The sequence below is a fragment of the Sphingomonas sanguinis genome (assembly GCF_019297835.1).
In the GTDB taxonomy this organism is placed as follows: domain Bacteria; phylum Pseudomonadota; class Alphaproteobacteria; order Sphingomonadales; family Sphingomonadaceae; genus Sphingomonas; species Sphingomonas sanguinis_D.
On the sequence record NZ_CP079203.1, the window covers coordinates 4104450 to 4128902 of the forward strand.

The window sequence follows — 24453 nt, forward strand, 5'->3', positions numbered from 1 at the left end:
TGAACGGAATTCAGACCTCCGTTCAGCCTGAGCGTAGTCGAAGGCCAAGGGTCAAACCTTCAAGATGATCCCCTTGCGATCCAGCACCCACCCGAACGCGCAGCAGATCAACGTGTACACCAGCGCGCAAAGCAGCGACCCCACCGGCCCCGGTGCGATCGGCTGGAACGCGTTGAGGCCGACCCAGGTATAAAGCCCCTCGCCATCGACATGGATCAGCTCCAGCACGACGACGAGCAGCTCGGAGAACAGATAGATGGCGAGCGGATTGCGACCCAGCATCTGGAGGAAGGACCGCCCGACCTTCACGCCGCGTATCTCGACCAGCCACAGCACCGCGCCCAGCAGGATCAGGTCGATGCCGACGGTCAGCGCGACGAAAGAGCCGGTCCACAATTTCTTGCCGATCGGTAGCATCGGCGACAACAGCAGCGCCACGACGAACAGCCCGGCCCCGATCGCCGCCAGCCGCCCGACGGTCGCCGCGTGCTTGCCCCAACGCTGGATGGCCAGCCCCGTCAGATAGCCCGCGATGACATTGGCGGTCGCGGGCAGGGTGCCGAGAAGTCCCTCGGGATCGAAGCCGTGATCCTTCTTGTAAAGATGCTCCGGTCCGATCAGCCACAGGTCGAACAGCGTACCCGCATTCTTATACCGCCCGAACGCCTCGCCCGCCGGGCTGAGGCCGACCAGGATAGCCCAGTGCGCGACGACCAGACCGATCGCGACCATCACCAACTGGCTGGGCTTCAGATAGCGCGCACACAGCGCCCCCAGCAGATAGCAGAGCGCAATGCGTTGCAGCACGCCGGTCAGCCGGGTGTCGGCGAAGGGCTTGGCGACCCAGCTGCCGTCCGGCTGGTGGGTGACGAAGGGGAACCAGTACATCAGCACGCCGAGCAGGAAGATCAGGGCGGCCCGCTTGAACACCCGGCGCAGGAAGACATGTTCGGGCATCGGCCGGGTCAGCGCGAAGCTCATCGCATTGCCGACCGCGAACAGGAAGCTGGGATAGATCAGGTCGGCCAACGTGAAGCCGAACCACGGCGCATGCTGCAACTGGGTAAAGGCCCCGCCCGCGCCCGCCGTGTTGACCACGATCATCAGGAAGATGGTCGCGCCCCGGAACATGTCGAGCGAGGCGAAACGCTCGGGTCTGGCGGTCATGGTCGTCACCGGGCGGTCTCCGTCATCAGCGCGCGGGCCTCGGCCACCGGATCGGCGGGGGCGCTAGCCTTGTAGGGGCGGGGATCGGCGACCCAGGCCTTTTCCCAATCAAGCAGCCTGGCCGTGAACGCGGCATCGTCGACCGGCCGCTTGGCAAGTGCGGCGGCGCGCGCCTCGGCCAGATAACGGGTCCAGCGCGGCAGGTAATAATCGGCATACATGCCCGCCCAGGCCTTGGACGCATAATCGCCCAGATGGCCGCGCCCGCCCCAGATCGTCACCTGCGCCTTGGCATTCTGTTCGTAGGCGGTCTTTTCGGCGGGCGTATCGCCATAGGATCGCGCATCGGCGATCCAGCTGGCGAGACTTTCCTGTTGCCCGCCGATCAGATGGTCGATGGCAAGGGCCAGCGCCTTGACCCGCGCCGTCTGTCGGTCGCCGGTCGCGACATCGCCCTTCCGATAGGCGGCGACGGCGGCCTTTACACTGTCGTCCAGCGACAGGCTGGCGGCATGGCGGGTCAGGTCGACCAGATCGTAGCGATAGAGCGGGCTTTTGCCGTAAGCTGATGCGAGCTTGAGCATCGCGGCGATCCCGGCGCGTAGTTTTGCACGGTCGCCCGGTTCGGCGGGATAGGTCGGCGCATCGGCGGCGGGGCGCTTGAAGAAGAGATACGCGCCCGCCCGCTCGTTCCACCAGCGCGGGGTCCAGTAGCGGACGTCATAGGCACCCGCGACCACGTCCTGCCACGCCGCAACCATCGCCGGATCGCTCCGGCCATAGCGCGCGGCGGTGTAGCGGCTCAGCCAGGGGCCGAGACCCATGTCGCCGCCCGGCCAGGCCACGTCATAGGCATAGTCGTAGATCAGGCTGTTGCTGTGCAGTCCTTCGGGGAACATGCCGAAGCCGCGCACATTCCCGCGCCCCTTGTCGGCGAACATCGCCGCCACGTCGCGGCGATAGAAATCGGGCGCGCCATAGACCGGGTTGCTGCCGCCATAATTATGGACATAGCCGTATACCCAGTTCTTGCCGTCGAAGCCGTTCGTCGTCTTCCAGATGCCCGGATACCGGTCATTGCCGATGTCGAGGATCAGCATCTTCTCGTCCGGCACGTCGCGCAGGAAGGCGGCGATGGCGTCGGGCGTCCAGAACTTCTTGTCCGCCCCGAACAGCCAGCCCTGCATCACCCAGGTCGCGCCCGGCGCGGCGGCGGCGATCGCGGCATAGAGCCGCTGGCCATAGGCCGCCAGCCGGGCGTCGCGGACCTCGCGGGGCAGGGCGGCTGCCTTGGTCGCGGCGTCGAGCGCAGGCGTGTTGGCGGTCGCGTCGCCATAAGCGGCGTTCGCGGTGTCGCTGCCATCCTCGGCGATGGGCGGCACCATTTCGTTGAAGGCGTCGGCGAGGTAGTATTTCCCCGGCCCGTATTCGGCGGTGTAGAGTTGCAGGAAACGCTTGGCGAGCGGAGCAAACAGCGGATCGGACGGGTCGAGCCAATAGGTGCCCTCGAACCCTTCCCAGGATCGCATCTTGTAAATGCGGGCCTTGGGATTCGCCTCGGCAAAGGCCTTGGGCACATAACCCGCAAAGGCGGGCAGGATCGGCGTCATGCCCAGATCGCGCATCCGGGTCAGGATACGCTTTTGCAATGCGTGCTTCTTGTCGATCCACCCGGTCGGCAGGGGCGCGCGATAGCCCTCGATATTGCCCATGCGCTGCCACGGCAGGAAGGCGGGGCCGGAGAAATGCTGCGCCAGTTGCGCCTCGCTCAACCCCTGCTCGCGCCACAGCTGGCGCCAGACATAATCCTGCCCCTCCATGGCCAGCGGCATGTCGACGCCGTGCACCGCCATCGCGTCGATCTCGCGCTCCCAGCGGGCCCAGTTCCACCAGGGCGTGGTGTAGCCATAGGTGCAGGTGTTCAGATAGGCGCGGACATTGAAGGGAGAGGCCACCCAGCCGCTGTCGCCCGGCGTCAGGCGGGTCATCGCGCCGACCCGGTTACCCTCCCAAGCGATCGCCAGCCGTCCTAGCGCGTTCAATATCGCCGCCGCCCCGCGCACCGCCGCGACGGGCGAGGAGGCTTCGACATTCAGCCGGTCATGATCGACCCGAACGCGGTAGCGGGGATCGGCCGAGGGCCGGATCGCGACCGAAACCTGTCGCTGCGGCACGCCCAGCCGCTGGAGCGCGGCGCGCGCGGCCTGCCCGCCATCGCTTTGCGCATGGGCCATCGAGGCGGTGAGAAACAGAGTGCCGATCAGGCCGAGCGTCTTGGGATAGGTCATCACGGACTTCATTGTCCCCGGTTCATCACAAAAAGGAAGGGCGGACCATGATGGCCCGCCCTCCAGAGGGGAGGTCTAGAAGCGCGTCGACGCCGAGAGGTAGATGGTGCGACCCGTCCGGCTGGCGAGCTGGAAGGTGTTCGCGTTGGTCTGGTAGGCGTCCTCGTGCGTGTTGTTCAGGTTGATGATGCCCGCCGTGAAGCTGAGATAGCTCAGCGGATTGTAGCCCAGCGCCAGGTCCATCTGGGTGCGCGGGCGCACCACATGGGTCAGGCCGCCATTGACGAAGAAGCTCGATGCCGCATCCTGGACATAGGAGCTGCGATGATTGATCGACAGCCGGACGCTGAACATCTCGTTTTCCCAATAGGGCGTCAGGTTCCAGGTCAGCTTCGACAGGTCGCGCAGGTTGAAGCCGGTGCCGATCGCGCTGGCATCGGTGTCGACCACGGTAACGTTGCCGACCGCGCCGAAGCCCTTGACGGGCAGGATCGCATCAAAATTCTGCGACGCGCCCAGCTCCAGGCCCTTGATATGGATGACCCGGTCGTCGTTCAGCACCCGGCTGAAGCTGTAATCAGTCTTCAGGTCCGCCGACTGGCAATCGCTGACCACGCCGTTGAGTGCGACGCCGTCGAACGAGCCGGGGCAGTAGAATTGGGTGAAGGTGCCGTTCTTCACTGCCTTGTAGAAACCGGCCAGCGTGATCGAATTACCCTTGCCGTGATAATATTCCAGGCTGACGTCCAGCTGGTTGGCGGTCAGCGGCTTCAACCGGCTTTCGCCCTGCGCGACCGAGACGCTGGGGCGCAGGCTGGTGGTGACGCGGGTGATGGTGTCGGCCATCTGCGTCTGGCTGTTGAGCAGCGGGCGGACCAGAACCTTGGCGGCGGCGATGCGGGCGACGAGGTGAGGCGTCACGTCCAGTGCGAAGCTCGCACTGGGCAGGACGTTGCCATAATCCTGTACGACATGCTGCTGGCCCAGAAGGGTCGCGTCGCTGCCGGTGCCGTTGGTCAGGCTGCTGGTGACGTTCTGATGGGTATGTTCGTAGCGGACGCCGACATTGCCACGCACCGGCAGATTGAAGATCGTGCCGTCGATGTTCGCCATCGCATAGACCGCCGGGATATAGCGGTCGACCTTGTAGGTGTTGGGCCAGTCGGGCGTGTCGGGCACGGTGATGCCCTTGTCGCGCAGGATTTGCTGCCACAGCGGCGCATTGACCGACAGGAAGCTGCTCGGGATCGCCATCGACCCGCCCAGGAAGTTGTTCACCAGCACGCCGGTCTTCGACAGGTCCGGGATCCAGGCGAATTCGGGGTAGGTGACGGGGTCTGTCACGTCGGCGTCGCGGTCGTGGCGGTACGCCTTGGTATCGAAGCTCTCGTGGTGATATTTCGCGCCGAAGACCAGCGCCTTGATCCCGTGCCAGTCAAGATCCTGGGTCAGGTCGGTCTGGACCGCGCGGTCGCGGGCCGACTGGATATGCGTCGCACCGTCGACAAAGGCGTACCAGGTGCGGTTCGCCATATTGTAGATCGACCCGTCGGTCAGGCTGGCGGTGTTCCACTTGACGTTGAACGGATCGGAAATGTCGAGCTGGCCGCCATTGGCGAAGCGGACCTCGTCGATGGTCGCCCATTCGTACAGCTTGGCATCGCCCTGGGTGTAATGGCCGATCGCCTTGATATGGGTGGTGTCGGTCGGGCTCCAGTTGACCGTGCCGGTATAGGCCTGGGTCTGGAGGTTGCGCAGTTCGGGCTGGTCGTTGTTGTCGACGTTGAAGTTGCTGATATTGATATTGTTCGCGACGCCGTTGGCCGTGCTGTTGACCGTCACCGCCGAGGCGGCCCAGCGGCCGAACACCATCTGGCGCGTGTCGTAGCGGGTGTGGTCGCGTGAATATTCGCCCTGCAACAGGACCTCGAAATTGTCCTGCGGCTTCCACTGGATCGCGCCGCTGCCCATCAGCTGCTCGGTATCGCGGTCGATCCGGCGATAGCGGAGATTACCCGGCACCTGCGCATCGGAGGCGCCCGCCACCGTGCCCGGCTGATACCAGTTCTTGATGAACAGATAGTCGCCGCGATCCTTCAGCTTCTGATAGCCGACGTCCAGCATGACGCCGATCGTGTCGTCGGCGAAGCGCTTGATATAGGCGGCGTTGACCTTGGGCGTCGCGGCCTTGCGATAGTCGGAATAATAGCCCTTGATGCCCGCGATGAAGCTGGGGCCCTTATACGCCAGCGGCTTGACCGTATCGATGTTGACGGTGCCCGCCAGGCCGCCCGTGTCCATGTCGGCGGTGGGCGACTTGATGACCTGGATCGCGCTCGCCAGGTCGGTCTGGATGATGTCGTAGCGGAAGCCGTCCTTAAAGTCGGCGCTGGCGAAGGTCTGGCCGTTGATCGTGGTGCGCGCATATTGCGGGCCCAGGCCACGGATGCTGATCGTCGAGCCGCGACCGTTGATGTTGGACATCTGGACGCCCGCGATACGCTGGATCGCCTCGGTGATGTTCTGGGCGGGGAACTTGCCGATATCCTCCGACGAGATGCCGTCGGTGATGCGGATGTCGTTGCGCTTGGCGGCGAGGGCGGAGGCGATGCTCTGGCGATAGCCGGTGACGGTGATCTCGTTCTGGGCATCGGCCCCGGCAGTATCGGTCTGCGGCGTCGCCTGCGCGGCATCGGCGGCGGCGGCGATGCTCGTAGTCGAGGCGGCGGCGGGGTCGCTGGTCTGTGCCATGGCGGGCGCGGCGATCATCGCCGAGGCGGCCCAGGCCGCGGTAAAGGCGGTCGTCTGAAGCAGGCGTTTGCGCCGGAGACGCGACGCGTCGTGGCACGGTGACATGGTCATGCTCTTTCCCTCCCTCTGATCCCCGCGCGGGCACATCGCGCCGGGCTTCCCCGAGACTTTGCCGGAAAGGACATCGGCGGCCGGCGGAAAGCAGGGGGCGTCGGCAGCCGGAACGGGGTGAGCGTTCACGGACCGGGGTCGGCCGTCTCATCTGCTGCGTCGGGACGCGGAGCCTGTCCGAAGTCCATCGTCATGATAGCCGCCCGACCTTTGGGTCGTGTGCGGCGACTATGCCGATAGACCGAATATTTCTTCCTGCATCACGGTGTTGTAATCTTATGGTATTATCGGTGACATGGAATGGTCATGCCTGTCAACGGGGGGCAAAGGGGTTTCACACAGAAATTGGTCAGAACAATGCCTGGCTGAAAAGAATCCATGAAATTCAAAGGCTTGAAATCATGAATATTTTGTCATGCTCCGTCGAAGCACGACAACACAGCAAAGGCGACCCAGTGCAAACGCCAAAGTGGCAAACATTTTCAAAGCCGAGTCTGGATTGGTATTGCGCTTATTAGTTGGGCCAATTGGCCTGCCGGGTTCCTTCGGGCCGCGCCACACGGATGGTCCGTCCGTCATCCCTGACAGACAGGTCGAACAGCGCACCGATCAGCCTCAGGCTTTCGACCGGCGTGTCCAGCCGGAAGCGGCCGTTGAACGTCTCGTCGGCCAGCGCCGGATCGGCCAGCCGGATGGGCCGTGCGCTATAGCGACCGAGCCGGGCGACCGCATCGCCCAACCGGATCCGGTCGCCGCTCAGCCAGCGATCCTGCCATCCCTGATAGCGGGCGATGTCGAAGTCGTGCACGACGATTCGCCCCGCACCCGCCTCCGCCCAGTGGCCGCCGGTCACGACCACCGCCGCCTGACCCGGCACGGTCAGCCGCACCCGCCCGCGATAGACGCGCAGCTCGCTATGCCCTGCGCCGCGATCCACGCTGAAATTGGTGCCCAGCGCGACCATCTGTCCCTCCGGCGTGGTGACGGCAAAGGGGCGGGCGGCGTCATGGCGAACCTCGAACCGCGCCGCGCCGCTTTCCAGCGTCAGGTCGCGGCCGCTGTCCGAAAAGGCGATGGCGACGCGGGAGTCGGCGTCCAGCGTCATGTCCGACCCGTCGGGCAGCGCCACCTGACGCTGCTGCCCGACCGTGGAGGCATAGACCCGCTCGACCGTCCCGTCCGGGGTCACGATATGCCAGACGACCGGCACCGCCACGACAGCGGCCAGCGCGGCGGCGAGGCCGACCGCAACCCGGCGACGGGAGCGCATCGTCTCCGATGCGGCCCAGCGGCGCGGTCGTGCGCGGGGAAGGGGCGGGGGAGGCGCAACGTCGCGCGTGGCCTGCTCGACCACATCGAAGAGCGCCGGATCGCCGAGCAGACGCACCATCCGCGACAGAGCCGCGCGGTGCCCGGGGGCCGCGTTCAGCCAGGCGCCCAGATCGGCCCGCGCCTCGGGCGACAGCGTGTCGAGCCGGTCGGCCCAGTCTGCGGCCTGCTCCAGCATGGTGTCGCGATCCGTCATGCGAGGCGACCTCCGCGTACGGGCAGGTCGTCGATGCAGCCGTCCAGATCGATCATCGCGCGGACCAGATGCTTCTTCACCGCTTCGATGCTGAGGCCCATGTCCTCGGCGATCTGCTGGCGCGACTTGCCCTCCAGATGCCGCTCGACAAAGACCGCGCGGCGTCGCGCGGGCAGGCGCGACAGGGCGGCCTGGAAACGGTCGTAACGCTGGCGATAGTCGAGGATCTCGTCGGCCAGCGGCAGGGCGCAGGCGAGTTCGGGATCGACCGGCGCGTGGTTCTCGCTCCCGCGCCGCCCGCGATTGTAGATGACCGAATCCGCCACGCGAAAGCCATAGGCGAGCGGCTGGTCGATGACCTGCTTCCGCTCCTGCTCGATGACCCGCATGATCGCCTCCTGCACGATATCCTCCGCCTGTTCGGGTTCGCGGATTCGCCTGCGGACATAGGTCAGCAAACGCTCGCGCCCCTCCGCGATCCAGGCGTTCGCGGCGGTCATTCGGTCCCGTTCAGGAAGAGCCGGTTGCACCGCATCCGGGGACAATCCTCATCGAAAAAACACCGCGCCAGCCCGTGACGGGCCGACGCGGCACAGGTGCCCTTGATATCCTGCACGGGCCGGACATCAAGGGCGTTCGGGGGGCTGGATCAGAAGGTGACGCGGACACCGCCCAGCAGCGTCGAACCCGAACGGGTCACGACGTACAGACGCCGGGTGCTGTTCGAATATTGCCGCTCGCGCTGATTGGTCAGGTTGATGCCGTTCAGCGTCAGCTGGACGTTCTTCGTGACGGAATAATGCGCCGACATGTCGACATAGACCGTGCCCTCGAACCCGGTCACGTCTTGGTCCGGCCCGAGCGCGGTCAGCACCGGCGAGGCGCTGAAGATATAGCCGCTGCGGTAATTGGCCGAGACGCGGGCGTCGAATGCCTTGTCCTGGTAATAAAGGGTCGCGTTGGCGTTGTACTTGCTCAGCCCCTCCAGCGTGGTCGGGATGCTGCCCTGATAGATTTTCGAATAGTCCAACCGCGAGTCGACATAGGTGAAGTTCACCGCCGTCCCCAGCCGGTCGAAGGGCGCGGGCAGGAACTTGAAGTCGGTCTGGCCGGACAGCTCGATGCCGAACAGGTTGGTCTTCGCCAGGTTGACGGGGCGCGAATAGCTGTCGACCACCGTCGATCCGGTCACGCCCGGATAGAGATTGTCGGGCAGGCCCGTCTGCGAATAGGGCACGTTGTTGACCGTCTGGGTCGAGATATAGCCGTCCAGGTTCTTGTAGAACAGGGCGGCGGCGACATAACCGACCGAGCCGAAATAATATTCGGTCGAGATGTCATAGTCGTTCGACTTGTAGGGGCGCAGGTTCGGGTTGCCGATCGACACGGTGACGTTGCCATTGTCGTTCGTCACCGACCCGTTGACCGCCAGCGCGCCCAGTGCCGGACGGTTGATGTTCTTCGACGCGGCGAAGCGCAGCATCAGGCCCCGGTCCAGCTCGAAGATCAGGTTGGCGGCGGGCAGCACGCCCTCATATTCACCGCGCACCGTAACGGGACCGACATTGGCCGTGCCGTTCGAGGTGACATTGGTGCGATAATAGCGCGCACCGATATTGCCGCGGAACGGGATGCCGCCCAGGATATGGTTCCAGTCATACTGGACGAAGGCGGCGCTGGTGCGCTCCTCCACCGCATACACGCCGATCTTGTTGGTCAGATATTGCGACCGGTCGATTCCCAGCGTCTGGAGCATCTTGGGGAAGTTGACGATCGTCCAGTCCTGGCCCGAATAGCCGGTATAGGTCTGGGCATAGGCGCTGGGGTTGGCGTTGACCTTGCCCGACACGAAGCTGCTGGTCAGGATATTGTCCTGCTCGGCATAATAGCCGCCATTGGCGAAGCGACGCCATTCGCCGCCCATGCTGATCGTGTCGTCGGGACTGAACTTATAGTCGAAGCGGCCCTTGACGTTGTCGAACGCCGAATCTTGGAAGGTGTTGTTCGCGTACAGGCGCTTGGCGTGCCAGAAATTGGGGTCGGCCGTGTTGAACTTGTAGGTGTTGACCAGCGAATAGGTGCCGCCGCGATAGTCGGAGGTGACGTCGCCAAACCCTTCGAGGGTGAACTTGTCGTTGACCGGCATGTCGTAGCGCGAACGCTCGACACCGCCCAGCCAGGTGAAGGTCAGCCCGTCGACCAGCTCTGCGTCGCCGCTGAGCACGACCTGCTTGAAGACGTTCTTGGTGTTCTGGACGCGGGTTTCGGTCGACGCCTTGCCGCCCGACACGTCGAGATAGGTCACCTCGTTACGGTCGTTCCACTGGATCGCGTTGACGCGCGAGTTTGGATAGACGGTGCCCGCAAAGGTCTCGCCGCCGCCCAGCCAGGTCGAGCTGCCGCCGCCGCGCGAGGCGAGGTGGGTCTCGAAACGGTCGCCCTTGAACTGGCCGTACAGCCCGTCGAGCGTGACATGGACCTTGTCGGTCGGCGCCCATTGGATCGACGAGGTCAGGCCGATCCGCTCCTGCTTGCTGTCCCACACAGACAGACGGTTGCCGCGCGCGAACAGCAGGTCGCCCGAATTGATCTTGGCCTGCTCGGCGGCGGTCAGGGCGCTGATGTTGCTGCCGTTCGCGCGGTTGCGGCGCCAGCGATAGGTGTCGAAACCTTCCTCACGGGTGTTGCGGCGGCTGTAAGCACCCGACACCAGGATGCCGAAATTGCCCCAGTTCTTGGAGATGAGGCCGGTCAGGCGCGGCTGGAAATCACGGGTCAGCGTGTTGCTGCCGCCCTGCGCCGATAGCGCGATCTTGGTGCCCTTATAGTCGAACGGGCGTGCGGTGAAGAGGCCGACGGTGCCCGCCAGACCGCCCTCGGTCTGCTGCGCCTGGTACGACTTTTCGACATCGACATGGTTGAACAGTTCGGCGGCGAACAGGTTGAAGTCGAAGGCGCGGTCGCGCGTCGTCTGGCCCCGGCTGTCCTGCGGCGAGTCGACATTGCCCAGCACTTCCATGCCGTTCAGCTGGACGCGGGTGAAGTCCGGACCCAGACCGCGCAGGGAGATGCGGCGCCCTTCGCCCGCCTCGCGGTTGATCGCGACGCCGGGCAGGCGCTGAAGTGCTTCGGCGAGGTTCAGGTCGGGGAAGGCGGCGATGTCGGAGGCCGAGATCGAGTCCTTGATGATCGTCGCGTCACGCTTCGAGTTGCGCGCCTGCGCCAGGCTGGTGCGGTATCCGGTGACGACGACATCTCCCCCTTCGTTGGTCGCACCGCCGGTGGCCTCGGCCACCTGTTCGGCCTGATCCTGCGCCAATACCGGCTGCGCGACAAACAGCGCGCTCGACGCCAGCAACAGCGTCCGCTTCGTTCCCATCACTTCAAACCCCCAAAAGACAAATGGCTCGTCCCGCCATAAGGACGATCGCGGGGAAGACGGGGGTTGCGCCCAAACGGGGACAAGAATTTTTGTAAAAGTTTTAAGACATTTATGGCGTTTTTGTTACAGCGACGCGTCGCTTGTCTTGGACGTTGAAAGTTTTGAAAGACCCTGTCCCCGATAGGCGACCGATCGGCTCTTGGGGGCAAGGGGCCAAGTCTTGGAAAGGGATGGGTAACATGGCGAAGCGGACATGGCGGTGGGGGCTGGCGGCATCGATGGCGCTGGCCGTCGCGATCCCGTCAGGTGCGTCGGCGCGCGAGACGGCGGGCTATCTCGCGGCGGGCGAGGGGCTGGACCTGGCGGCGGTGCTGCCGGGGCCGCCGACGCCGGGATCGCCGCGCGCGCTGGCCGACGCGCGCGCCTTTCGCGACAGCCGCGCGCTGAGCGGCATGGCGCGCTGGCAGCAGGCGACGGCGGATGTCTCCAGCGATTTGGGCGAGCGTTTCGCCACCGCGCTGGGTTTCCGGCCCGACTGGACCAAGCTGCCCGTCACCCGGGCGCTGTTGGCGAAGTTCGATGCGGATCGCTCGGCGGCGATCGGGTCGGCCAAGGCGCATTGGCAGTCGAAGCGCCCCTTTATCGGCAGCGACCTTCCGATCTGCGAGCCGCGCAGGCCTTCGCTGATCGCCAATGGTGACTATCCCTCGGGGCATACCGCGCATGGCTGGGGCTTCGCGTTGCTGATGGCCGAGTTGCTGCCCGATCGGGCGCAGCCGATCCTGGCGCGCGGGCGGGATTATGGTGACAGCCGCTGGATATGCGGCTCGCACAGCCAGAGCGCGGTCGAGGGCGGCTATATGGCGGCGAGTGCAGTGGTCGCGCGTGAACATGGAAGTGCGGCGTTCCGGCGCGACATGGCGGCGGCCGCCAAGGAGCTGGCGCGCTACCGGGCTAAAATCGCCAGTCCGCGCTGAGCGAGACGACCCGGCCCTGCTGTGCGCGGACGGTGACGACACCGCCATTGTCCCCGGCACGGACTTCGCCGCCCAGCGCGTCGCCCTGCATGATCGCGATCCGGTCGAACAGGTTCGTCGCGCGCAGGCGAAGCGTCAGTGCCTCGGTCGCGTCGAAACGCGCGCCCATATTCACCAGCGCGAAGCCGGGCAGCGCCAGAGTGTTGGCATCGTCGGCATAGCGCCGTCCCATCGCCGACAGGTCGCCGTCCAGCGTGACGCCGGTGCCGGGCAGGGCGGCGCTGGCCGACAGGCTGGCCATGATGCGCGGCACCCGGCGGGGGATGCGGCCGCTCAGGTCCATGACCGTCACCGCGCCGTCGGTCAGGCTGGCGATGCGATAGGATTGCAGGCGCGGGTCCTGCCATGTCACCGTCGCGCGTAGCGACAGGCCGGGCAGGGGGGCAGCCCCGGCTCCGACCTCCAGCCCGATGGTGCGCGCCGCCGCCTGATACGCCCCCACCCGCACCGCGCCGGTCGCCGGATCGAGCGACAGGTCGGGCAGTGCGATGTCGGGGAAGCGGCTGGCGAATAGCGTTGCGTCGAGGCCGGTGGTGCCGCGTCGCCAGATCAGCCCCAGCTCGGCCTGTTCGATGGTCAGCGCGCGGGGCTGGTCACTGCCGCCGATGCGGAACACGCCCGGATCGGGCAGTCGCATCGCACGGGTGGCGCGGGCGAACGCGCCCAGCCGGTCGCTCGCCCGCCAGTGGACGGCCAGCGTCGCGGCGGTGCGGGCGATACGCTTTGCCGGCGCGTCCGACAGCCCCGATCCGACCGGGATCCGGTCGTCGGCCAGGGTCGTGGGATCGCCGCCATCAATGACCCTGGGACGCTCGACCACCGCCGATAGCGCCGCCCGCTCGTGCCGCAGGCCCCAGTCGAGCCGCCAGCGCGACGCCAGCTGCCATTCGTCGGCGGCATAGAGCGCGATCATATGCTGGCGCCCCTGCACGGCCTCATAGGTCGAACCCGTGCTGAGCAGCCCGTCGTCGGTCGCTCGCCCCAGCACCTGCCCGCTGGCATCCAGCGCGACCAGATCGAGACGCCGCCCCTGCTCTCGCGCCTCCAGCAGCGCACGGGCGACGGCCCGCCGAAAGTCCCAGCGATAACCGACGGCATAAAGCCCCAGCGTCAGGTCGTGATGCCCCGCCGCCTCCAGCGCATGGGCATAGGACAGGTCGATAATGGCTTCGTTCAGCCGGGTATCCGCCGCCACCGGGTTCAGCACGACGACCCGGTCGTTGCCGGGCAGCGGGGCAAAGGCGCTGCCGTCGAGGTGGCGCAAGACGACCTGTGCGGTGGCGGGAAAGGCGGCGGTCAGGCGCGGCAGCGCGTCGGCGATGGCCTGTGCCGCCGGGATCGCGCCACCCGACGAGGACAGCGCATAACGCTCGGTTCGCGAGGCACGGTAATGGGCGCGCAGGTTCAGCACGCCGCCCGCGACCGGCTGAGTCCAGGCCAGCGAGGGCGTCACCATGCGGTTGCGGTTGTTGCGTCCAAGCGGCCGGTCGCCCAGCGCCGCAAAGCGCAGCCGGGTCAGCTCCGGCCCCAAAAAACTGCCTCGCCGGGGATCGAAACCGGGCAGCGGCGTGATCCGCCTGCCGTCATATCGCATCGGAAAGGACGAGATGTTGAGCGTGTCGTCGTCCAGCCCATGCACCGCCAGCGATAGTCGCCCGCCGCCCCCCAGATCATGGTCGGCCCGCACCCGCAGCTGTCCGCCGCCCAGCGTCGAGGCGATACGTCGAACCGTCGGATCGCGCGCCACCGATCCCCCCGCGATCACCCGCCAGCCGCCGCCGACCGGCCCGGTCGCATAGCCTTCCCAGAGGATCAGGCCATAATCGGTCGTGGTCGCCCGCATTTCCCCGCCCGCCCGGTCGCGGGGTGCGCGGGTGCGCAGGTTGAGTACGCCGCCCGGCGCATTGCTCGCGAAGATCGCCGAGGGACCGCCGCGTACATAGTCGCTGCTCTCGATCATCAGGTCGGGGCGGACGAACTGGTCGATATCGGTCCAGGGCAGCGTGTCATGTTGCACCGGCAGGCCGTCCTCCTGCACGGCGATCGCCTGATAGCCGTCGAGCGGAATGCCGCGCACCCGGATGGTGTTGGCCGCCACCCCGGCCGAGGTATCGACCCACAGGCCGGGCAGGCCGGACAGCAGCTCCGCCAAGCTCTGCGGCGGGCGTCGCGCCAGCTCGACCGCGTCGAGGTGCGAGGCGGAATAGCTGCGCTCCAGCTCGCCCTGCACCATGGTCCCGCGACGGCCGCTGACGATCACGTCGGGGCCGGTCATCGGGTCTTCGGGCGGCGGCGCGGGACGAGTGTGCGGAGGCATCGCGGGCTGCATTGGACCGAGGGCGCGCACGACAATGCCGCCCGCGATCCGGCGGCAGGACAGACTGGCGGGCGCACACCAGCGAGCGAGCGCGGTCGACAGGCGCATCCGCCCCCGGAGCGCGGGCGAGCGGCGTCCGGCCAGATCGCCCGGCCGCGCCACCAGCGCCTCACCCGCCTGACGCGCCAGCCGATCCAGCCCGGCGCCCACCGGCTGGGCGGGAAGATCGATGGGGAGCAGGGGGTCACCTTGCGCGGCGACCAGCGCCAGCGCGACGAGCATCGTCATGGCCGCCCCCCTGGCGGACCGGAAATCATTCGTCCCCTGCCGTTCCTATCGCTACCAAATCAGCGTCTTGCCGCCGCGCCCATAGGCGGCAATTGTGTAGGCCGCATGTCACTGGCAAAAGTCGTTTCAAATGATACTAAAGGCGTCGACGGAGGATGACATGCAGGATGCGATGACGCAGTGGCAGTTCTGGATCGATCGCGGTGGCACGTTCACCGACGTGGTGGCGCGTCGACCGGACGGGAGCGTGGTCACGACCAAGCTGCTGTCCGAAGACCCGGATCGTCGCTACGACGCGGCTGAGGCCGCGATCCGGCAGCTGACTGGCGTGGGCGACGGGCCGCTTCCGGCGTGCGGCGTCCGCATCGGCACGACCATCGCGACCAACGCGCTGCTGGAGCGGCAGGGGGAGCCGGTGCTGCTGGCGATCACGCGCGGCTTCGGCGATGCGCTGGCGATCGGTTATCAGGACCGGCCCGACATTTTCGCGCGCGACATCCGCCGCGCGCCGCCTCTGTTCGCCGAGGTCGTCGAGATCGACGAGCGCGTGACGGAGAATGGCCAGGTCCTGACCCCGCTGGACCGCGACGCGGCAGCGGCGGCCTTCGCACAGGCCCATGCGCGCGGGCTGCGCTCGATCGCGATCGTCCTGATGCATGGCTGGAAGCATCAGGCGCATGAGCTGGCCCTGGCCGAACTGGCCGAGGCGGCGGGCTTTACCCAGATTTCGGTCAGCCACCGGACCGCACCGCTGATCCGGCTGGTCGCGCGCGGCGACACGACGCTGGCCGATGCCTATCTGTCCCCGGTGCTGGACCGCTATGTGCGGGGCTTGGAGACCGGGCTGGGCGAAGCGGCGGCGGGCGGGCTGTTGTTCATGCAGTCGAGCGGCGGGCTGGTCGCGGGCGATCGTTTCCATGGCAAGGATGCGCTGTTGTCGGGACCTGCGGGTGGGATCGTCGGCATGGCGCGCACGGCGCAGGGTGCGGGCTTCGACCGGGTAATCGGCTTCGACATGGGCGGCACCTCGACCGACGTGTCGCTGTTCGCGGGCAGCTATGACCGGCGCTCCGATGCCGTGCTGGCGGGGGTGCGCGTGGCGGTGCCGATGATGCGGATCGATACGGTCGCGGCGGGCGGCGGGTCGATCTGTCATTTCGATGGCGGGCGGCTGCTGGTCGGCCCGGCCTCGGCGGGGGCGGAGCCGGGACCGGCCTGTTACCGGCGCGGCGGGCCGCTGACCGTCACCGACTGCAACATGATCCTGGGTAAGATCCAGCCGGGGCACTTCCCCGCGCTGTTCGGCCCGGACCGCAACCTGCCGCCCGACCGCGCCGCCGCCGAGCGCGCGCTAGGTGAATTGCTCGATCAGGTCGAGGCGGCGACCGGCGAACGGCTCGACCCGATGGCGGCGGCCGAGGGTCTGGTCGCCATCGCGGTGGCCAGCATGGCGCGGGCGATCCGCGCCGTCTCGGTCGCGCGGGGCGAGGACCCGGCGTCTTATGCGCTGGCCTGTTTCGGCGGGGCGGGCGGGCAGCATGCCTGTCTGGTCGCCGATGCGCTGGGCATGGCGCAGGTGCTGATCCATCCGCTGGCGGGCGTGTTGTCGGCGGTCGGCATCGGCCTGGCCGATCGCAGCGTGGTGCGCGAGGCGACGGTCGGCCTGCCGCTGGGCGACGATGCGCTGGAGGCGGCGCTGGCCGATCTCCGGGCCGCCGCCATTGCGGGGCTGGCGGAGCAGGGCGTCGATCCGGCGGCGGTGCGACTGAGCGTGCTGGCGCAGCTTCGCTATGCGCGCAACGACCAGACGATCGGGGTGCCTTGGGACGGCGCGCACGCGATGGCCGAATCCTTCGCCGAGGCGCATCGCCAGCGCTTCGGCTTTGTCGGCGAGGATGCGCTGGTCGTCGAGCAGTTGCGGGTCGAGGCGATTGTGGGCGACGAGACGCAAGATCTGCCCGCACCCGTGCTGGCCGAACGAACCGCCGATCCGATCGACCGGGTGGCGATGTATCTGGCAGGCGCGCGACATGAGGTGCCGGTCCACCCCCGACAAGGGCTGGCGGCTGGTGCGGTGCTGGCGGGACCGGTGCTGATCATCGATCCGGTGTCGACCGTGGTGGTCGAGCCGGGCTGGCAGGCGCGCGTGCTGGCCGAGGGCACGCTGCTGCTGGAACGCGTCGCAGCCCGGCGCGCGCAGGCGGCGGAGGAAAGCGTCGATCCGGTCCGGCTGGAAATCTTTGCCGGTCTGTTCATGGGTATCGCCGAGGAAATGGGTGCGGCGCTTCAGCGGAGCGCGGCCTCGGTCAATATCCGCGAGCGGCTGGATTTCTCCTGCGCGATCTTCGACGCCGAAGGTGGGCTGGTCGCCAATGCGCCGCATATTCCGGTTCATCTGGGATCGATGGGCGAGAGCATCCGCACCGTCATCCAGGCGCGCGGCGACACGATGCGCGAGGGGCAGGTCTATGCGCTGAACGACCCCTATCGCGGCGGCACGCACCTGCCCGACATCACCGTCATCATGCCGGTCTTTGCGGGCGGCGAGGCGCCCGCCTTCTTCGTCGCGGCGCGTGGGCATCATGCCGATGTCGGCGGCACGACGCCCGGCTCCATGCCGCCCGACAGTCGGACGCTAGCGGATGAGGGCGTGGTCTTCGACGATGTGCTGATCGTCGAGGACGGCGCGATGCGCGAACAGGCGATCCGCGATCTGCTGGCCAGCGGCCCGCTGCCTGCGCGCAATATCGACCAGAATATCGCCGATCTCGCCGCGCAGGTCGCCGCCTGCGCACGCGGCGCGGACGGGCTTCGCCAACTGGCCGCGCAACAGGGGCAGGGCGTCGTCACCCGCTACATGGCTTATGTCCAGGCCCATGCCGAGGCGATGGCGCGGCGGATGATCGCGACGCTGTCGGACGGCCGCTTCCGCTACGCGCTGGACGACGGCGCGGTCGTTGCGGTGCGCGTGACGATCGATGCCGAACGGGGCAGCGCGACGATCGACTTCACCGGCACCAGCGAGCAGCGGCCGACCAACTTCAACGCGCCGCTGGCGGTGACGCGCGCCGCCGTCCTCTATGTCCTGCGCCTGCTGGTCGACGAGGCGGTGCCGCTGAACGAAGGGTTCCTGCGTCCCGTCACGCTGATCGTGCCGGAAGGATCGATGCTGAATCCGCGCTTCCCCGCCGCCGTGGTGGCGGGCAATGTCGAGGTCAGCCAGGTGGTGACCGACACGCTGCTGGGTGCGCTGGGAGCGATGGCGGCCAGTCAGGGGACGATGAACAACCTGACCTTCGGCGACGACAGCTATCAATATTATGAGACGATCGCGGGCGGCGCAGGTGCGGGGCCGGGGCATGACGGCGCCGATGCGATCCAGACGCATATGACCAACAGCCGGTTGACCGACCCGGAGGTGCTGGAGACGCGCTATCCGGTGCTGCTCGAACAATTCGCGATCCGGCGCGGGTCGGGTGGCGGGGGCGAATGGCGAGGCGGCGACGGCACGATCCGCCGCCTGCGCTTCCGCCAGCCCCTGCGCGCCGCGATCCTCAGCAACCGCCGGGTCGTGCCGCCCTTCGGCCTGAACGGCGGCGACGCGGGGCAGTTGGGCCGTAACCGTGTCGAGCGCGCCGATGGTCGCGTGCAGGATCTCGCCTCGACCGCCGGGATCGATATGGGCGAGGGGGATGTGCTGGTCATCGAGACACCCGGTGGCGGTGGCTATGGGCGGGGGACGCGCTGATGTGGGTGCTCGCCGGGATCGTCGTCATCGCGGGCGGCTTCCTGCTGCGCTTCAACCCGCTGCTGGTCATCATCGTCTCGGCGCTCGTCACCGGCTTTGCGGCGGGGCTGGATCCTGTGCGGATCGTCGCGACCTTCGGCCATGCCTTTAACGAGACGCGTTATGTGACCGCGATCTATATGGTCCTGCCCGTGATCGGCCTGTTGGAGCGGCGGGGGCTTCAAGCACGGGCGCGGGCTTTGGTCGGCGGGCTTCGCGGCGCGACGGCGGGGCGGCTGTTGACCGGCTATCTGCTGTTCCGGCAGGTGACGGCGGCGCTGGGGCTCACCTCCGTCACGGGGCCAGCCCAGAGCGTCCGCCCGCTGGTCGCCCCGATGGCGGAGGCCGCCGCCGAGCGTCAGGGGCGCGCGCCCGAGGACGCCGAACGGGTCAAGGCGATGGCGGCGGCCACCGATACGGTCGGGCTGTTCTTCGGCGAGGATATCTTCCTGGCGGTCGGATCGATCCTGCTGATGAAGGGCGTGCTGGAGGGCTATGGTATCCTGCTGGAGCCGTTCCAGCTGTCCGTCTGGGCGATCCCAACGGCGATCGCCGCCTTCGTGATCCATGGTTCGAGGCTGTGGTGGCTCGACCGGCGCCTGTCGCGGGGCGGCGCGCGATGATCGGGCTAAACCTGGTCTATGCGGTGGCGGGGATCGTCTTTGCGATTTTTGCGCTTCTGTCGGCGCGTGACCGGCGTTTCGCTAATGCGGCCTTTTATGCGCTGATCACCGTGTCGTTCCTATTCGGCAACAGGCTGGGCGATGTGGCCAATGGCATACTAGTGCTGGCGCTGGTCGGCATCGCCGCGTCGGGGCGGATGAACCGGGCCGAGGCGGTGGAGCCTTCCGAAGACCGTTACGGCGCAAAGGTCTTCGTGCCCGCGCTCATCATCCCGGCGGTCGCCCTGGTCGGTACGCTGGCGTTCAAGCATGTGCCGATGCTGGTTGACCCGAAGCAGGCGACGCTGGTCGCGCTGACGCTAGGCACAATGATCGCGCTGGTCCTGTGCGGGGTGCTGCTGCGCGCAAGGCCTGCCGAACCCTTCGTCGCCGGGCGCGGGTTGATCGACGATATCGGCTGGGTCGCGGTGATGCCGCAGATGCTGGCGAGCCTGGGCGCGGTCTTTGCCCTGGCCGGGGTAGGGGGCGTCGTCGGCGGGTTGATCGGCGCGGTGATCCCGGCGGGGAGCGTCATCGGCGCGGTGCTGGCCTATGCGCTGGGCATGGCGCTGTTCACCATCGTCATGGGCAATGCCTTCGCCGCCTTTCCGGTGATGGCGGCGGCGGTCGGGGTGCCGATCCTGATCCGCCAGATGGGGGCTGACCCCGCCATCGTCGCGGCGGTGGGCATGCTCGCGGGGTTCTGCGGGACGCTGATGACGCCGATGGCCGCGAACTTCAACCTACTGCCCGCCGCGCTGCTGGGTCTCAAGGACAAATATGCCGTCATCCGCGCGCAGGTGCCGACCGCGCTGCCGCTGCTCGTCTTCAATATCCTCCTTCTTTACGGAATGATCGCATGACCCGGTTGGACCGATCCGTCGCCGAACGCTTTGCCGCCATGACGCTGGGCCATGTCGGGCGCGAATATCCCAATGTGCTGATGCACGTGCTGAATGGGCCGGAGGATGCACGTACGCCGTCCGAGCTGCACCCGATCTTCTATGGCAGCTACGACTGGCATAGCTGCGTCCATGGCTGGTGGCAGCTTCTGCGGCTGATCCGCCACTATCCCGACCTGAAGGCCGCCCCCGCGATCCGTGCACGGGCGGATGCGATGTTCGTGCCCGACAAGGTCGCGGGCGAACTGGCCTATCTGGAGCGGCCGGGCGCGGCGGGGTTCGAGCGGCCCTATGGCTGGGCTTGGATGCTGGCGCTGCATGACGAGGCGAGCCGTCATGACGCGAACTGGGCCGGGGAGCTCGAGCCGATGGCGCGGCTGTTCGCGCGCCGTTTCGCCGACTTCCTGCCGCGCCTGACCTATCCTTTGCGGGTGGGCACCCATTTCAACACCGGCTTCGCGCTGACGCTGGCCTGGGACTGGGCCGAGCAGCGCGACCAGCCGCTTCGCTCGCTGATCGCGCAGAGTGTCATCGGCTGGTTCGCGCGGGATCGGGATTGCCAGGCCTGGGAGCCGGGCGGCGACGAGTTTTTGTCGCCTGCCCTGACCGAAGCCCTGATCATGAGCCGGGTTTTCGACGGTCCCGGCTTTCGCGAGTGGTTCGACGAATTCCTGCCGCACGTCGCGACCGGCGAGCCTGCGACGCTCTTCACCCCCGCCATCGTGTCCGACCGCAGCGATGGCAAGATCGCGCATCTCGACGGGCTGAACCTGACCCGCGCCTGGTGCTGGCGGGTGATCGCCACGAAGCTGGGGCCGTCGCACCCGGTCGCGGACCGCGCGCGAGCGGCGGCGGCGGCGCATCTGGCGGCCAGCCTGCCGCATCTGGGCGATGACTATATGGGCGAACACTGGCTCGCCACCTTCGCCCTGCTGGCGCTGGAGGCCGGGTGATCGGCGGCGTCCGGCATTTCTGTAAGTTATATGACAGCCGAATAATCTTAATTTAAACAATCGCCTCTACCCCTCCTTTTCATACAAGGAGGGGAGTAATAATGACCATATCTGTTCCGCGCCTGTTGTGCGGCGTGGCTCTGTGTGTGTTGCCGGTGACGCAGGCTCGGGCGGAGACGGCGCCTGCCGCGCCAACCACCGAAGCGACGAAACCGGCCGAGGCGAAGGACGCCGCGAAGAAGGACGGCATCGTCGTCACCACGACGGCGCAGAAGCGTTTCGAGAATATCCAGAACGTGCCGCTGGCCGTTCAGGTCATCTCCCCGGCCGAATTGGACGCGCATGGGGTGCGCCACTTTCAGGAACTGGGCAAGGTCAGCCCCTCGCTGGTCATCCGCCCGGCGGAACAGCCGGTCAACGGCACCGTCTCGCTCCGGGGCGTCGGCACGCTGGCCTTCGGCATCGGGGTCGAGACCGCCGTCGCGATCACCGTCGACGGCGCGGCGCTGCCCTTCATGGCGCGCGTCTATACCGACCTGCCCGACATCGCCCAGATCGAGGTGCTGCGCGGGCCACAGAGCACGCTCTATGGCAAGGCGGCCTCGGCGGGTCTGGTCAAGATCATGACGGTGCAGCCCACCGACGACTATCATGTGCGCGGCAACATGACCGTCACCGGCGACCACGAATATGGCGCCAATGTCAGCGTGACCGGGCCGATCAGCGATACGCTCGGCTATGTCCTGTCGACGGGCTATTCCAACTGGGACGGCAATGTCCGCAACCTGTTCAACGGCAAGCGGACCAACGGCCGCGAGACCTTCAACACGCGCGGCAAGCTGCGCTGGAAGGCGTCGCCCGACGTCACCTTTACCCTGTCAGGCAACTATGTCGACGGCAACGCCACGATCGCGCGGCCCTTCGTCGCGGTGGCATCGGACGCGCTGCTGCGGGGCGTCGCGGGACAGACCCCGTCCGTCGTCTTCCCCGGCGTGACGCTGAGCCGGGACAATCAGGACGTCAGCAACAATTACTGGTCGCACAACAAATTCTCCGGCGGCGGCGCGTTGCTGCGGAGCGAGGCCAATATCGGCCGGATGAACATCCTGTCGCTCACCTCCTATGACCGGTTCCGCCTAAACGACCATCTCGATCAGGACGACACCTCGTCCCCCGCCGCGATCGGCAGCAACATTCAGGTCGGCGCGTTCAAGTCGCGCATGTTCACGCAGGAGCTCCGCCTTTTGTCGCCCGGCGAGGATGCGTTCCGCTATGCGCTGGGCGTCTATTACGCCAATACCGGCTTTGATCGCCCGTTCCAGCGCGGCCCGGCCTTCTCGCTGGCCAACTGGTACGCCACCACGGGATCGCGTCAGGTCGCCGGTTTCGGCCAGATCGACTGGGAGTTCGTGCCGAAGCTGACCGGGACCGTCGGCGGGCGTATCCAGAACGAGCGGGTCAAATATACCTTCGCCGACAATCTGGCCCGGACTAACTATGCCGGGAATGCCGACGATACCGCCGCCACCTATCATCTGGGCCTGACCTATCAGGCGACGCCCGATGTCATGACCTTCGCCAGCTATTCGACCGGTTACAAGGGCCAGACCTATGACCTGACGACCGGGTTCAACCAGAACCGGGCGGCAGCGGGGCCGGTCAAGCCGGAGCGGTCGCGCGACCGCGAGCTGGGCATCCGCACCCAGTTCTTCGACCGGCACCTGACGCTGAACGCGACGCTGTTCGACACCGACTACACCAATCTCCAGGCGCAGACGATCGAGACGCTGGCGGACGGCACGAGCAACTTTCGCCTGACCAATGTCGGCAAGTTCAACACGCGCGGTGTCGAGATCGAGACGGCGGCGCGTCTCGGCCGCGACATCGCGCTACGCGGGGCGATCACCTATCTGGATGCCAAATACACATCCTTCCCCTCGGCGCAGTGCTATCCGATGCAGACGGCGGCGCAGGGGTGCAGCGGCTCGCCCGCCCGCCGCGATCTGACCGACGTCCGCGCGCCGCAGGCCCCGATGTGGAAGGGCAACTGGTCGGTCGATTATACGCCGCCGCTGACCGACACGCTGGACGGCTTCGCGCAGGTCAGCGGGGAATATCAGTCGAGCCTCTATTATGTCGCGGCCGATCCCCAGACCTTTCAGCCGGGCTTCGCGATCTTCGACCTGCATCTGGGCGTCCGGTCGCACGACCGCCGCTGGGACGTGACGGCGTTCGTCAACAACCTGTTCGACCAGCAATACTACGCCTCGCTGGTCAATACGGCGGGCAATTTTGCCGGGCGCATGGCGACCCAGGCTGTGCTGCCGCGCGACTTCCGCCGCTATGCGGGCGTACGGTTCGGGGTGAATTTCTAAACTCTTCCCCCTGCAAGGGGAGGGGGACCATGCGCAGCATGGTGGAGGGGTGTCCCCCTATCGAGAGCGGGACACCCCTCCGTCAGGCCTGACGGCCCGCCACCTCCCCTGCAAGGGGAGGAATGTACTGGCATCAAATCTTCAAATGCGCCGTCCGGTCGCGCTTGGCGGCCAGCGCCTGACGTACTTCCGCCACCGCACGAGCTTCGCTGGCAATCAGCAGGCCTTCGAGCGCGGCGGTCAGGTGCCGCTGCATCGCGACCCGCGACGCGACGGGATCGCGCGAGCGGAGCGCCTCCAGGATCGCGGCATGATGCTCGACGATCGGGCGCACGTCGATCTCGCGCACCTTGGCGTCGAGCAGCACGCTCTCGGCCGAGCGGAGCCGTTGTTCCCAGAGCCGGTCGATCGTCTCCAGAATGGCGCTGTTGCGTGTCGAGCGGGCGATCAGCGTGTGGAAGGCCCGGTCGGCATGGAAGGCGCCGCCGACCGTGTTATTCTCCTCCTCGATCGCATCGACCAGAGTCGCCAGCTCATCCAGTTCGCTATCCGTAATCTGCGAGGCTGCCAGCGCCGCCGCCTCCGGCTCGAACAACAGGCGCGCCTCGGCCACTTCCATCGCGGAGACGCCGAAATCGGGCGTCTCGCCCTGGCCCGGCAGCGCCACGACATGCGCGCCCGACCCGATCCGCACTTCGATAAAACCCTGGACTTCCAGTGCGATCAGCGCCTCACGGATGACCGGACGGCTGACGTCGAACCGCGTCGCCAGCTCGCGTTCGGCGGGCATGCGCGTGCCGATCGGGTAGCGGCCCTCCTGCAACTCGGTGATCAGCGTGCGGGCGAGTTCCCGGTAGAGCCGGTCCTGGGTCGTGTTGTTGTCCATCACGACCCTTATAGGGGCCGAG

Annotated in this window: 14 protein-coding genes; 6 read left to right on the top strand and 8 right to left on the bottom strand. The window is 66.9% G+C overall.

The annotated features are described in order from the left end of the window. Positions 1-51: 51 nt before the first annotated feature. The 6 genes from KV697_RS18945 to KV697_RS18970 form a co-directional block, all read right to left on the bottom strand. Positions 52-1167, bottom strand: a complete 1116-nt coding sequence (locus KV697_RS18945) for an acyltransferase family protein (RefSeq protein WP_219021513.1) — start codon at positions 1165-1167, stop codon at positions 52-54. 5 nt (positions 1168-1172) lie between these two features. Then, complete coding sequence (locus KV697_RS18950) at positions 1173-3467, bottom strand: alpha-N-acetylglucosaminidase (protein WP_219019494.1); 2295 nt, start codon at positions 3465-3467, stop codon at positions 1173-1175. Between the two features lie 63 nt (positions 3468-3530). Next, on the bottom strand, positions 3531-6317 hold the full coding sequence (locus tag KV697_RS18955) for a TonB-dependent receptor (RefSeq protein ID WP_219019495.1): 2787 nt from the start codon (positions 6315-6317) through the stop codon (positions 3531-3533). A gap of 514 nt (positions 6318-6831) precedes the next feature. After that, a complete protein-coding gene (locus KV697_RS18960; protein ID WP_219019496.1) occupies positions 6832-7842 on the bottom strand; it encodes a FecR family protein in 1011 nt (336 codons plus the stop codon). Beyond that, positions 7839-8342, bottom strand: a complete 504-nt coding sequence (locus KV697_RS18965; RefSeq protein ID WP_219019497.1) for an RNA polymerase sigma factor — start codon at positions 8340-8342, stop codon at positions 7839-7841. Before KV697_RS18965 ends, KV697_RS18960 begins: the two co-directional genes overlap by 4 nt. A gap of 149 nt (positions 8343-8491) precedes the next feature. After that, a complete protein-coding gene (locus tag KV697_RS18970) occupies positions 8492-11221 on the bottom strand; it encodes a TonB-dependent receptor (RefSeq protein ID WP_219021514.1) in 2730 nt (909 codons plus the stop codon). Between the two features lie 242 nt (positions 11222-11463). Here KV697_RS18970 and KV697_RS18975 point away from each other — a divergent pair, with 242 nt between their 5' ends. Beyond that, entirely contained in the window at positions 11464-12201 is a 738-nt protein-coding gene (locus tag KV697_RS18975; RefSeq protein ID WP_219019498.1) for an acid phosphatase, read from the top strand. On the opposite strand, the gene KV697_RS18980 is transcribed toward KV697_RS18975, so the two are convergent. Then, positions 12179-14866 (bottom strand): TonB-dependent receptor, encoded by a 2688-nt coding sequence (locus KV697_RS18980; protein WP_219019499.1) that lies wholly within the window; start codon positions 14864-14866, stop codon positions 12179-12181. The genes KV697_RS18975 and KV697_RS18980 overlap by 23 nt on opposite strands. A 172-nt stretch (positions 14867-15038) precedes the next feature. Here KV697_RS18980 and KV697_RS18985 point away from each other — a divergent pair, with 172 nt between their 5' ends. The 5 genes from KV697_RS18985 (at position 15039) to KV697_RS19005 (ending at position 23545) form a co-directional block, all read left to right on the top strand. Further along, on the top strand, positions 15039-18614 hold the full coding sequence (locus KV697_RS18985) for a hydantoinase B/oxoprolinase family protein (protein ID WP_219021515.1): 3576 nt from the start codon (positions 15039-15041) through the stop codon (positions 18612-18614). After that, on the top strand, positions 18614-19276 hold the full coding sequence (locus KV697_RS18990; protein WP_219019500.1) for a DUF969 domain-containing protein: 663 nt from the start codon (positions 18614-18616) through the stop codon (positions 19274-19276). Before KV697_RS18985 ends, KV697_RS18990 begins: the two co-directional genes overlap by 1 nt. Then, on the top strand, positions 19273-20178 hold the full coding sequence (locus KV697_RS18995; RefSeq protein WP_219019501.1) for a DUF979 domain-containing protein: 906 nt from the start codon (positions 19273-19275) through the stop codon (positions 20176-20178). The genes KV697_RS18990 and KV697_RS18995 overlap by 4 nt, the downstream gene beginning before the upstream one ends. Continuing rightward, positions 20175-21170 (top strand): DUF2891 domain-containing protein, encoded by a 996-nt coding sequence (locus tag KV697_RS19000; protein ID WP_219019502.1) that lies wholly within the window; start codon positions 20175-20177, stop codon positions 21168-21170. Before KV697_RS18995 ends, KV697_RS19000 begins: the two co-directional genes overlap by 4 nt. A gap of 101 nt (positions 21171-21271) precedes the next feature. Next, positions 21272-23545, top strand: coding sequence for a TonB-dependent receptor (locus KV697_RS19005; protein WP_219019503.1), 2274 nt, complete (start codon positions 21272-21274; stop codon positions 23543-23545). Between the two features lie 133 nt (positions 23546-23678). Here KV697_RS19005 and KV697_RS19010 read toward each other — a convergent pair whose 3' ends face one another. Beyond that, positions 23679-24431, bottom strand: a complete 753-nt coding sequence (locus KV697_RS19010; RefSeq protein ID WP_042490680.1) for a FadR/GntR family transcriptional regulator — start codon at positions 24429-24431, stop codon at positions 23679-23681. Positions 24432-24453: the final 22 nt, after the last annotated feature.

Excerpts from the sequence above, each read along its gene's own strand:
- KV697_RS18945 (WP_219021513.1), bottom strand. The coding sequence starts at position 1,167 with ATGACCGCCAGACCCGAGCGTTTCGCCTCGCTCGACATGTTCCGGGGC.
- KV697_RS18950 (WP_219019494.1), bottom strand. The coding sequence starts at position 3,467 with ATGAAGTCCGTGATGACCTATCCCAAGACGCTCGGCCTGATCGGCACT.
- KV697_RS18985 (WP_219021515.1), top strand. The coding sequence starts at position 15,039 with ATGACGCAGTGGCAGTTCTGGATCGATCGCGGTGGCACGTTCACCGAC.
- KV697_RS18975 (WP_219019498.1), top strand. The coding sequence starts at position 11,464 with ATGGCGAAGCGGACATGGCGGTGGGGGCTGGCGGCATCGATGGCGCTG.
- KV697_RS18955 (WP_219019495.1), bottom strand. The coding sequence starts at position 6,317 with ATGACCATGTCACCGTGCCACGACGCGTCGCGTCTCCGGCGCAAACGC.
- KV697_RS19000 (WP_219019502.1), top strand. The coding sequence starts at position 20,175 with ATGACCCGGTTGGACCGATCCGTCGCCGAACGCTTTGCCGCCATGACG.
- KV697_RS18970 (WP_219021514.1), bottom strand. The coding sequence starts at position 11,221 with ATGGGAACGAAGCGGACGCTGTTGCTGGCGTCGAGCGCGCTGTTTGTC.
- KV697_RS18995 (WP_219019501.1), top strand. The coding sequence starts at position 19,273 with ATGATCGGGCTAAACCTGGTCTATGCGGTGGCGGGGATCGTCTTTGCG.
- KV697_RS18965 (WP_219019497.1), bottom strand. The coding sequence starts at position 8,342 with ATGACCGCCGCGAACGCCTGGATCGCGGAGGGGCGCGAGCGTTTGCTG.
- KV697_RS18980 (WP_219019499.1), bottom strand. The coding sequence starts at position 14,866 with ATGACGATGCTCGTCGCGCTGGCGCTGGTCGCCGCGCAAGGTGACCCC.
- KV697_RS18960 (WP_219019496.1), bottom strand. The coding sequence starts at position 7,842 with ATGACGGATCGCGACACCATGCTGGAGCAGGCCGCAGACTGGGCCGAC.
- KV697_RS19005 (WP_219019503.1), top strand. The coding sequence starts at position 21,272 with ATGACCATATCTGTTCCGCGCCTGTTGTGCGGCGTGGCTCTGTGTGTG.
- KV697_RS19010 (WP_042490680.1), bottom strand. The coding sequence starts at position 24,431 with ATGGACAACAACACGACCCAGGACCGGCTCTACCGGGAACTCGCCCGC.
- KV697_RS18990 (WP_219019500.1), top strand. The coding sequence starts at position 18,614 with ATGTGGGTGCTCGCCGGGATCGTCGTCATCGCGGGCGGCTTCCTGCTG.